Below are 11,457 nucleotides of genomic sequence, written 5' to 3' on the forward strand. Positions count from 1 at the left end.
CACAGATATCAATGGGGACGTAAAAAGATGACTCCTGTACAGTACAGGAATCATCTTTTATCTGCGGCTTAAAACCACAAGTCCCTTTTTTTACAAGTGTCCTTGACAAAGGGTACAGTTCACGCCCCCTCTTTTTGTATTTTAAGTGAGTTTGCGCTTGCCTGGCTTATATAGGCTATAATGTATTCGTATAATTGCCTACTGTTGACATATACTGTCGTTTGATCTACATTGCTTAAACATGCTATAAGTGTAGAAGTGTAGAAGTGAAGAAGTGAAGAAGCAGCAGAGACATGAGCAGGTTTATTTGTTTATTTTGTTAATTTTATTAATCGGGATAAAGCTTTATCCTGTGATCTATAGAGAGGTTTTTGATATGGAAAATAACTTTTGGCGTGATTTGCCACGACCATTTTTTATACTGGCACCCATGGAAGATGTGACGGACGTTGTATTTCGTCATGTGGTAAGTGAAGCGGCCAGACCGGATGTGTTTTTTACGGAGTTTGCGAATACAGAGAGTTACTGCCACCCGGAGGGGAACCAAAGTGTGCGCGGGCGGCTGGCTTTTACAGAGGATGAACAGCCGATTGTAGCCCATATCTGGGGAGATAAGCCGGAATATTTTCGTCAAATGAGTATCGGGATGGCGGAGGATGGGTTTAAAGGCATTGACATCAATATGGGTTGTCCTGTAGCCAATGTAGCGGAAAATGGTAAGGGGAGCGGCCTGATCTGCCGTCCCGAAATCGCAGCGGACATCATCCAAGCCGCCAAAGCCGGGGGACTGCCCGTAAGTGTAAAAACAAGGCTCGGCTTTACGGAAGTAGACGAATGGCGCGACTGGTTAACCCACATTTTGAAGCAGGACATTGTCAATCTGTCCATTCACCTGCGGACCAGAGAGGAAATGAGCAAAGTAGACGCTCACTGGGAACTGATTCCGGAGATTAAGAAGCTGCGTGATGAAGTCGCGCCACATACACTTCTGACCATCAATGGGGATATTCCTGACCGTCAGACTGGCCTTAAGCTCGCTGAGCAATATGGGGTGGATGGGATTATGATTGGGCGGGGGATTTTTCAAAATCCGTTTGCTTTTGAGAAGGAACCAAAGGAGCACAGCAGCGAAGAATTGCTTGATCTGTTAAGGCTGCATCTGGATCTTCATGATCAATATTCAGCGCAGATGCGACGTTCCTTCAGTGCTCTTGTCCGCTTCTTCAAAATCTATGTCCGTGGATTCCGCGGGGCCAGTGAATTAAGAAATAACTTAATGAGTGCCAAGTCGACGGGTGAAGTGCGTGCGTTGCTCGATGAGTTTGGTAGCAGAGATCAAGATGGTGCGGAGGATCGGTAGAGGTTAAACGGCGACAGTTTAGGACTTTATTTTCTTGTCCTTAGCTGTCGCCGTTTCATTTTCAGGAGCCAGTCTAAGCTTTTATTTAACCTAAGCGGGGGTTCGTCGTCATCAACGTGCTTCCGATGTTCCTCCCCAGGTTTCACCCCATATGCGCATTTCCCGAAGTACAGGGATGTACGCCCTTCCTTTATCTGTTAGCGAATACTCAACTGTAACAGGTGAAGTAGGGAACACCTGGCGGTTGATGACTCCATGCTGCTCAAAGTGACGCAAGACATCCGTTAGAGACTTGATGCTGACGTTGTTTAAATGTCTTCGCATCTGATTAAATCGCTGAGGGCCCAGACTAAGCAAGGTGAGTACTAAAATAGCCCATTTTCCGCGAACAACCTCCAAAGCCTCGCGAATGGAGACGAGACATTGTTCGTCCTCTTTGCTGATATCCACAAAATCATCCCTTACTATTGTATAGTTAGTCTAATTTATAGAGCTATATAAAAATAATGTGTCTACTTTAAAGTATATACTTAATAATTTATAGTAACAACAGAGCTTATTTAACTGCCAGGGTTGAATTGGTTTTGAAGGTCCACTGCTAATTATTTAGAACATATTGTGCCAGCATGGGGCAAGGTAATTATGAGGAGGAGATAAGTATGTCCATTGATCAATCGTCTCAGAAGGTGGAGGCTCAGTTTTTTGATGTTATTCAAGATCGGAGATCTGTAAGGTACTATGATTCCGAAGTGAAAATCTCACGGGAGGAAATAAAAGATATATTGCAGCTAGCTACGCTGGCTCCTTCTGGCGCCAATCTCCAGCCGTGGCGGTTTCTCATCATCGATTCGCAGGAGCTAAAGCAAAAACTGCTTCCGATCGCCAACAACCAGCAGCAAGTGATCGAGGCTTCAGCCGTCATTGCGGTACTCGGAGATTTGGAAGGTTATACAATGGCCGAGAAGGTTTACGGGATGGCGGTCGATGCGGGGTACATGCCTGAAGAAACAGCTAAATCATTCGTGGAGCGCTACCAAAGACTTTTCGCGAGTATGCCTCCAGAAAATGTACTCCAAAAAGTACTTATTGATAGTGGCCTGGTATCCATGCAGCTCATGCTTGTCGCTCGTGCTAAAGGCTATGATACGGTCCCGATGGGCGGTTTTGACCCAATAAAATTTGTAGAAGAGTTTGACATTCCGGCGAGATACGCTCCAGTTATGCTCATCGCCATCGGTAAGGCGGCAAAGCCCGGACACCGGACGTTAAGATTACCGATAGAAGATGTCGCTTTCTTTAATGAATTGCCTAAGGCTTGATATTAATCATTTATGTTATATAAAAAGAAGACAAAGGATATGAACTGCACCGCGCCGATTGTTAACCAAACTAACAATTGGAGGTGCAGTTTTTGTGTTTTTCGCGGAGATCAAGGAACTTCGGCACCTGATACCTTATTGACCATTAATGGGGATTTTAGTATTTTGCGGACCGTGTGGTAGAATGGAGTCGTGAAATTGATGCTGATGTTGCACTATTGGGTCATGGAGAAGAGCGCTAATCAAACAGCGAATGTGGAGGCATCCCCCATCATCTTGGCGGGGTGTTTTTTTGGGATAAGGCAATCGGCAATTGTATCGAAGTTAGCGGCAGAAGCCTAACCATATAGGGGGATTATATGTCCTGGAGTAAATTAAAGCAGCAGCTGGAGAGTTTTCTCAGTCCTGCGTTACATGGCAGGGTTGAATACCGGGCAACAAGTTACCGCTATTTACCGGATAAAGCAGGGAGCTCTTATATTTCGGTAGATAAAAAGAATGTATTCGATATGAGGGATAAAACCAGCGGTATCCGCTGGTATCAAACGGAACTGGAAGTCAAAAATGACCCAGGGATTGAAATTCCTATTAGCTCGGAAGAAATCGAGGCAGTTAGAAAAGAGACCAAAGGCAACGTTCCGGAGGATCGGCTTATCGTCATTGCCAGAAACAGAAAAATGACAGAACTTGCAAAAGAACTTATGGCGGCTCAGTCCTCCTTAAGTAAGTCCAATTTTACCGCTTTAGCTAATAAGTTTTTAACTACTTCTATAGAGGACAGCATGGAGAGCAACGATATCTTAATGAATGTTCTGGCTTTGGTGGACAAAAGAGTGGGGAAAAAGCGGATTTTAAACATGGCCGAGAAAATGAAGCTAAAGCATCCCGTTGTGCAGTATTTTTATGAGCTGCGGCGCAGTGCGTTGTGATGTAAACGAAAGAAGACGCCAGGAAACTCCTGTGCGTCTTTTTGCTTAGACGGCATATAGCCTGAAAACTTCCCTTTAAAACCAACTCCATAACAATGCTAATCAGCATTGTTACTCTCACTATATATATTTTTCTCTTTGAGAAATCAGAATCAGTCTTTTAAATATTGCATTTCTTAATTACATCTTGCAACATACGTAAGTTATAATGGATGATATGTATAATAATGTAAATCGGTGGTTTATATGGGGGCGAAGATTTTGAGGCTTGTAAAAATTTTATTAATAGTGTTAGGATTCAGCATGATATTTGGCTGTAGTTTTAATCAGAAGAGCATTAAAAGCTTTAAAAAGGATACTATTTACCAACTAAAAGTAGTGGCCTATGATGATGAGTCCTTTATGAATGATTTTGGGAATTTCATTAATACGGAGTACCCCAATATTAAATTTCAAGTGATGCCTTTCAAACAAGTATATCAAAGCGCGGATATGGCACAGGATTTTGTTAATTTGGTCGCAGAAAATAAACCTGATTTAATTATAGGAGCTTTTGATTTCTTAATGGCAAAGTTGCAAGAAGAAGGGCAACTTCTTTCTTTAAATACCCTATTAGGAAAAGATACATTGAACCTCTTACATCCAGGTATAAGAAAAGCCCTAGAATCTTCGGGAGATGGGGCTATATACAATATTCCACTCGCTTATGAGGGGGAAGCCTTATATTATAACACGGATATTTTTATGGAAAACGGTGTTAGCCTACCAGAAGAAACTATGGCCATGCCTGAACTGCTTAATTTAGCAGGGCGATTTACAAATTCCGGAGAGTCTGGGCTTTTTTATCCTTCGGATCCAGGTGCGTTAGTAAGGGAAATCGGGAGCCTAGAAGGGCTTACTATGGTTCAGCCGAGTAAATTAAATTTGGTAATTAACACAGATAGCTGGGCTAATATAGTAAATCAGATTAAACCGTTGTTTGAACAGGGAGCAATAAGTACATGGGATGATGAAGCGGATGAGGATTTATTTTTAGCAGGAAAGGCTGCAATGACAATAGCTTCAACTAACTTCTACAAGGATTTAGAGTCATCAGGTACTAAGTTCAACTGGAATGTTATTCAACTCCCCCAAAACAGCTCAAATCAATTGAATATTTCTACAGAAAGATTGGTTGCGGTATCTAAATATAGCGGAAACCCTGAGACGAGCAGCTTGTTAATTCATTATTTATTATCTAAACAAATGGCAACCGTTTTTCAAAATATGAACTCCCTGCTTTCTTCATCGATAGAGTCTCCAATAGCGATGGATTCGTCACATCCACTTCATTTTATGTATACGGGTGATGCGAATTTAGATGCAATAAGAAACATGAATTTGTTTGCAGAGATCCCGCCAGAAATCCAAGATAAATATAAGGACACAATTAAATTGATCATAAATAATGATATTGACGTTCAAAAAGGTCTGGAAGATATTCAAAGTTTTGCTGCAACCTATAAAAAATGATTAGTTGTATGTTTACTATAGCTAATTTAAAAGGGTGAACCTATTGAAAGCAAAGTTGTTATTAACTATTTCAGTATTGCTGTGTGTCATGTTGTCGGGATGTTCTAGTGCTAAGGAAAATAATTTATTTGATCAAGATCATACCTATGAATTAACCGTATTATATTCAGGATCTAATTTTTATAAAGATTATGGAAATTACATAGTAATGAAATATCCGAACATAACTTTTAAAGTAATTTCTATAGACCGGTTATTTAAGGAAACAGACCCCTTACAAGTGACCTTGCCTAAGCTCGTAGCAGAAGAAAAGCCAGATTTATTATTCCTGACCCCCGGGCAGGAACAGATATTAAGAGAGCAGGACAGGCTTCAGCCTCTACGCGCGAGTTTAGGTTCAAAAACAATAGAGCTCATCCCGCAAGCTGTTCAAGATGTGTTGGAATTTAATGGCGGGGGGGACATATATAGCATACCTGTATCATTCAGTTCTCAGGCGTTGTTTTATAATAAAAATGCGTTTACAAGTTTGGGGATTTCACAACCCTCTATGACTATGAATTGGACCGATTTTGTAAATACGGCTTTAAGATTTAGCCATTCGAGCTTTCTTGGATTATACCTTCCTAATCCTGACCCCAATGTATTATTTCAGTACATAGGTCTTTCGGAGAATCTGACATATATCGATAAAAACAGCGCAAAAATGATTCTGAATTCAGAAAGCTGGAATAAAATTATTAATGATATGAAATCCCTTTACAATGACGAGGTGGTAAATGCAGTACAGTCCAACACGGAAAACAATTTTATGAACGGGACAGCGGCTATGACAATTGCCAATGAGAGCCTGTTTAATCAGTTAACAAGCACAAAGGCTCCATTCGAATGGGGAGTTGTGCCGCTGCCAAGCCAAGATTCTACGATTCCTATAGATCTGGGTCCTTCTATATCTGTCAATAAAGATGGGGCACATGCAAATGATGCCGTAAAAATTCTTCAATATATATTGAACGATCCATCAAATATTATTTTTAGGCAGAATGCAGGTGGCATGCTTCCGGCCACTATGGCTGCTTCGGCTCAAACGGATGAAACAAATCCAATAAACTTTTTGTACAACATGAAAGCCAATCTTAATATGCATGAAGTAAATAAAAGAATTAATAAAACATCCGATGAATTCATAAGTAATTTTAATTCTTATTTGTCTGAAATGCTCTGGAAAATCATCGGGGGAGAGATAGATTCTTATGAAGGGCTGAGTAATGTTGAAAAATATGGAGCTGAGCAGTTGTTATTATTAGATATGGAGAATAAATCAAATGGGTAGTCAATAGATGCTCAGCGAAAGCTCTCCACTGCTCTATTCTGTGGTACCTATCCGATTGTTTGCCTATAAGGCGACCTTTGTCGCGGATGAGATTGAACTTGTCGATCACGACTGTATGGAGTGGATACATCCCGAAGCTGAAGGACTATGAGTTTGCTCCGGCGGATGTGAAGTTTGTGAAGATGGTATTATGATGTCGTTAGGAACGCTTGCTTGTAAAGCAGGCGTTTTTTTATGTACTCGTTGAACGAGTCGTTAAATGACGTACGTACATCAAAATATCGAAATTTTTAATCAAATTTTATTGACACCTAAAAAAAATCGGCGTTATGATCGTGACAACACCTAACCTACAACATAAAAACAGTTTTTATCATTGCCATATGAAAGCGAATACAGTTGCGGAGCGATTTATGAACGAGACGAAACGAATGACTTTAAAGGAAATTTCCCAGCAGATCGGCATTTCGGTTGCGACGGTGGACCGGGTTCTGAATAACCGGGGCAACGTAAAACCCGAGACGTACCGGAAAGTGATGGAGAAGCTGGGCGAACTGAATTACAAGCCGAATAAATCGGCGAGTTTCCTGTCGCGGAAGAAGGAGATTTCGGTCGCCGTCGTGTTCCCCGAGCTGCCGGATTATTTCTGGAGCCAGATTGAGAAAGGCGTAGAAGTGGCGACGGAGGAACTGCGCGATTACGGGCTGCGGATCGAGCTGTTCAAATCGGAGAAATACGATATGGAGAAGCAGAAGCAGGTGGTTCAGGATATTATCGACAGCAAGGCGTTTGACGCGATTGCGGTTTCGCCGAACGATTCGGAGGAAATGGCCGAGCTGATCGACCGCGCCATGGACGAAGGCATCGCGGTTTGTACCTTCAACAACGACTCGCCGTTCAGCAAACGGTTGTTTTACGTCGGCTGCGATTATCGGATTGCCGGCAGGCTCGCTGCGGATATGCTGTGCAAAATGACAGGGCCCGGAGCGAAGTTTGGTCTGATTACCTCGGATGCTTCTTCGATTCCTTCGGCCACTACGTTCCAGCTCCAGCAAAAAATCACCGGCTTCCGCGAAGTGGTCGCCGAACAGCGGGCGCAGCTGACCCAGCTGCTTAAACTGAAGCAGGAAGAATATGATCTGCCCGGCATATTCGCAGACTTGTTCGCCCGGGTGGATGCGGTTTATGTGACCAGCGCCAAGCTGCATATTGTTGCCAGACATTTGGAGCAGGCGGGCTTGACCGGAAAGGTGCCGCTCATCGGCCATGATATGACGGAGGAAATTTATGAGGACCTGCAGCGGCAGCTTGTCTCGGCAACGATTTGCCAAGATCCGGTGAATCAGGGCTACCTGGCGGTCAAAACTCTTTTTGATTATCTTGCTTATAATGAACCTATTGATTTGAAGGAGCATATCACCAAACTTGAGCTGGTGACCCGGGAGAACGCGAGATATTACATTTAATACCGGAAAGTAGTAGATATCCGGCCTTATCATCCATTCCCTGCAAGGGAGTGGAGTTATTCGGAGTAAAATGATGTACGTACATCATTTTGTTATTGATTTCAATCAGTAATTTATTCCTTGAAAGGGGGGATGCAAAACCGGGGTGAAGAGAGCTTTTTCTATATTGGGCTCCTATTCTAGCGGCTATGTTCTACGGCTATGTTCTAGTGCCCACATTCTAGTGCCCACATTCTAATGCCCATATTCTAATGTTCGTGCTCAAGCTGCAGGGGTCACCTGAGGGCTTGCCAGAGAGAGAAATGAAACCGTTTTTTTAGCTAGAAGCGGCCCTTCAGGCCGCCTTACCAGGCAAAGAAAGGAGCGTTCAAATGAGCCAAACAAGAAAGATGTTATCCGCCGTAATTGCGGTCCTTTTGCTGCTGACGGTCACAGCCTGCTCCGGAACCGGCCAAGCGGACGGCGGGAAGCAGACGATTACCTGGTGGGACACGATGACAACGGAGGGCAGCGTGAATGCCATCAACAAGATTATTAGCGAATATGAGGCGGTCCATCCGAATGTCGTAATCAAACGGACTTATCTTTCCTACAATGATATCAAGACGAAGCTGCTGCTCGGTTCGATCGGCGACAAAGGGCCGGATATTTTGTGGATCGACAGCGCCGACCATCAAACCTTTGCCGCGGCGGGCGTGCTCGCCGATATTACGGACGAAGTGAAGGCCTGGGGGCAAGCCGATAAATACGTAAAAGGACCGTGGTCATCGACCGTTTATGAGGGACGGAATTACGGGGTGCCGGTAGGCAGCAATAACCTGGCCCTTTTTTACAACAAAGATATGCTGGAGCAGGCCGGCCTGAAGCCGCCGACCAATTGGGAGGAACTGCAGACAGCGGCCGCCAAGCTGACGAAAGGCAATGTGTTTGGTTTTGCGATGAGTGCAGTCAAAACGGAGGAAGGTACGTTTCAATTTTTGCCGTTTCTGCTACAGGCAGGAGCCGATGTTACGGACTTTGATGCACCGGGAACTTTGAAAGCGCTAACCCTGCTGACGGATATGGTCAACAAAGGGTATATGTCCCGGGAAATCGTGACCCAGAAGCAGGCGGACACTGCCACGCAGTTTGCTGCAGGGAAGCTGGCGATGATGGAGAACGGCACCTGGCAGATTCCATTCCTGGATCAGAATTCGAAAGTGAACTGGGGCGTTGTGCCGCTGCCGGCCGATCAGCAGTCGGCCACCGTGCTTGGCGGAGAAAACTGGGCGATTTCCGCAGCCTCCAAACACAAAGAAACGGCGTTTGACATCATCCAGTTTGCGAACGAGCCGGACCGGCTGAAGGAGCTTTTGAAGACAAACGGACGGCTGCCGAGCCGAGGGGATCTGCTTCAAGATCCGTTTTGGCAGTCGGATGAAAGAATGAGGGTTTTTGCCGACAGCATGCTGGATTCCAAAGCGCGGGCTTACGGCCCGAATTATGCGAGCATTTCCGAAGCGATTCAAACGATGATGCAGGAAGCCTTTACCGGTGCGGAAACGCCGGAAGCCGCTCAGAAAAAAGCCAGCGCTGCCATTCATAAATTACTTGAGGAACAGCAGGCCGATTAAGCGGTGTGCGAGGTGCGCACTAACGATATTTTTACGATGTTTCAATAACAATTCTGTTGGCGTGTGCACGCCGCATGATCGGCGTACGCCACCCCCTATGCGATGAAATTCCGAAAGGAGGAATCCGTCATGGAATCCAAAACGGTCTCAACGATCCCGGCTGGCCCAACGATGCCGCAGGCCAATCCCCGGACGCGATCCGGCTTATTTACCGCGTGGACGAATTACCTATTCATTTTGCCGATCGTTTTGTTTGTGCTCGTGTTTGTGCTGTTCCCAATTCTGTATAATGTGACGCTGAGCTTTCAGGACGTGAACGTCTACAACTTCAAGAAAGCGCATGCCTTTGCCGGTTTGGAAAACTATATCGAAACGTTTAAAGATCCGGTGTTTTATACGGCTTTGCGGAATTCCGTTGTTTTTACGGTATTCAGTCTGCTTTTCCAGTTTGGCATCGGTTTTGCGTTTGCGTTGTTCTTCAACTGGAGGTTCCCCGGACGAAATCTGATGCGTTCGCTGATGCTGCTCGCCTGGATGCTGCCGGTCGTGATCAGCGCCTCGGTGTTCCAGTGGATGCTGAACGGCGACTATGGAGTCGTCAATTATGTGCTGCAGTGGCTGGGGATCATCCATGAACCGCACAGCTGGCTCAGCGATAACCGGACTTCGCTGATGTCCACGATCGTGGCCAATATCTGGATCGGCATTCCGTTTAATATGATCATTTTGCTCACCGGTCTGCAAAGCATGCCGGAGCAGCTGTACGAAGCCGCCAAGCTGGACGGGGCCAGCCGGGGGATGCAGTTCAGGAAGATTACGCTGCCCCTGATGAAACCAACGATTCTTATCCTGCTAATGCTCGGCATTATCAATACGTTTAAGGTGTTCGACCTGATCTTTATCATGACGGCGGGCGGCCCGGTCAACTCTTCCAATGTGCTGCCGATTTATTCGTACCAGCTGTCTTTTACGAAGTTTGAATTTAGTCAGGGTTCAGCCGTATCGATGGTGATGTTTATTATTCTGATCCTGCTGGCGATCGTTTACCTGAACATGACGCGGAAGGAGGAAGCCCAATAATGAGTACCGCCTATTCCCGAAAAACATACCTGCTCACCCTCGTTTCGGTGATCCTGACGGCGCTGTTCCTGTTCCCCGTCTATTGGATGATCAAAACGTCGCTCACCCCGATTACGGATTTGTTTTCGACGCCGCTGAAGTTCGGACTTGCGAATTCGACGGGGCAGGCTTACGCCGACAACTTCATTCACAACCAGGATATGCTCCGGTATATCGGCAACAGCTTTATCGTGGCGATCGGCACGATGGTGTTGACTTTGATTTTTGCGGTGCCGGGCGCTTACGCGCTGGCCAGGCTGAATATCAGAGGGAAAGCGCTGATCATGATTTTGCTGCTCGCGATCCAGATGCTGCCGGGCATTACGATGGCGATGCCGCTGTTTATCATGTTTTCCAAGGTGCATTTGGTTGACAATTATTTGGGACTTATTCTGGCGGATATGATTCACGCGCTGCCTTTTGCGGTCCTGATTCTGCGGCCTTCCTTCATGGCGCTGCCCAAAGGGCTTGAGGAAGCGGCGGCGATCGACGGCTGCAACAAGTTTACCGCTTTTATCCGCATCATGGTTCCGCTGGTCGTGCCGAGCATGATGACGGTCGCCGTGTTCTGCTTCCTGTTCGGGTGGGGGGACTTCGTGTTTGCGCTCACCTTGACGACAGACGACGCCGTCCGCCCGCTGACGCTGGGCCTGTACCGCTTCATCGGCCAATACGGGACCGAGTGGAACAATCTGATGGCGGTCGCCACGATTGCGGCGCTGCCGATTATTATCATTTTCGTCGCTCTGCAGCGTTATGTGGTTGGCGGAATTGTATCCGGTTCCATGAAGGATTGAGTTTGAACT

The 11,457-nt window shown here is 45.5% G+C and carries 10 protein-coding genes; 9 read left to right on the forward strand and 1 reads right to left on the reverse strand.

The window, feature by feature from the left end:
* The first annotated feature begins 376 nt into the window (after nucleotides 1-376).
* The gene (locus tag AC3ZPD_RS08645) at nucleotides 377-1,360 is read left to right on the forward strand and encodes a tRNA dihydrouridine synthase (RefSeq protein ID WP_490984292.1); all 984 of its coding nucleotides are present in this window, start codon (nucleotides 377-379) and stop codon (nucleotides 1,358-1,360) included.
* A gap of 111 nt (nucleotides 1,361-1,471) precedes the next feature.
* Here the strand turns inward: AC3ZPD_RS08645 and AC3ZPD_RS08650 are convergent, their stop codons facing one another.
* On the reverse strand, nucleotides 1,472-1,810 hold the full coding sequence (locus tag AC3ZPD_RS08650) for a winged helix-turn-helix transcriptional regulator (protein ID WP_490983892.1): 339 nt from the start codon (nucleotides 1,808-1,810) through the stop codon (nucleotides 1,472-1,474).
* Between the two features lie 209 nt (nucleotides 1,811-2,019).
* Between AC3ZPD_RS08650 and AC3ZPD_RS08655 the strand changes: the two genes are divergently transcribed.
* The 8 genes from AC3ZPD_RS08655 to AC3ZPD_RS08690 all read left to right on the forward strand — a co-directional run bounded on the left by AC3ZPD_RS08655 (nucleotide 2,020) and on the right by AC3ZPD_RS08690 (nucleotide 11,448).
* Nucleotides 2,020-2,679, forward strand: a complete 660-nt coding sequence (locus tag AC3ZPD_RS08655; RefSeq protein ID WP_490983893.1) for a nitroreductase family protein — start codon at nucleotides 2,020-2,022, stop codon at nucleotides 2,677-2,679.
* A gap of 359 nt (nucleotides 2,680-3,038) precedes the next feature.
* Nucleotides 3,039-3,608: an SF0329 family protein gene (locus AC3ZPD_RS08660; protein WP_490983894.1), complete on the forward strand. Its 570-nt coding sequence runs from the start codon at nucleotides 3,039-3,041 to the stop codon at nucleotides 3,606-3,608.
* Between the two features lie 246 nt (nucleotides 3,609-3,854).
* Nucleotides 3,855-5,120 (forward strand): ABC transporter substrate-binding protein, encoded by a 1,266-nt coding sequence (locus tag AC3ZPD_RS08665; RefSeq protein WP_490983895.1) that lies wholly within the window; start codon nucleotides 3,855-3,857, stop codon nucleotides 5,118-5,120.
* Between the two features lie 43 nt (nucleotides 5,121-5,163).
* Nucleotides 5,164-6,453 carry an ABC transporter substrate-binding protein gene (locus AC3ZPD_RS08670; protein WP_490983896.1) on the forward strand — a complete coding sequence of 430 codons (1,290 nt, stop codon included), beginning with the start codon at nucleotides 5,164-5,166 and terminating at the stop codon, nucleotides 6,451-6,453.
* Between the two features lie 413 nt (nucleotides 6,454-6,866).
* Nucleotides 6,867-7,919, forward strand: coding sequence for a substrate-binding domain-containing protein (locus AC3ZPD_RS08675; protein WP_490983897.1), 1,053 nt, complete (start codon nucleotides 6,867-6,869; stop codon nucleotides 7,917-7,919).
* A gap of 371 nt (nucleotides 7,920-8,290) precedes the next feature.
* Nucleotides 8,291-9,532: a sugar ABC transporter substrate-binding protein gene (locus tag AC3ZPD_RS08680; RefSeq protein ID WP_490983898.1), complete on the forward strand. Its 1,242-nt coding sequence runs from the start codon at nucleotides 8,291-8,293 to the stop codon at nucleotides 9,530-9,532.
* 129 nt (nucleotides 9,533-9,661) lie between these two features.
* Nucleotides 9,662-10,612: a carbohydrate ABC transporter permease gene (locus AC3ZPD_RS08685; RefSeq protein WP_490983899.1), complete on the forward strand. Its 951-nt coding sequence runs from the start codon at nucleotides 9,662-9,664 to the stop codon at nucleotides 10,610-10,612.
* Nucleotides 10,612-11,448 carry a carbohydrate ABC transporter permease gene (locus AC3ZPD_RS08690; protein WP_490983900.1) on the forward strand — a complete coding sequence of 279 codons (837 nt, stop codon included), beginning with the start codon at nucleotides 10,612-10,614 and terminating at the stop codon, nucleotides 11,446-11,448. Before AC3ZPD_RS08685 ends, AC3ZPD_RS08690 begins: the two co-directional genes overlap by 1 nt.
* Nucleotides 11,449-11,457: the final 9 nt, after the last annotated feature.

The organism is Paenibacillus mobilis (assembly GCF_058267595.1).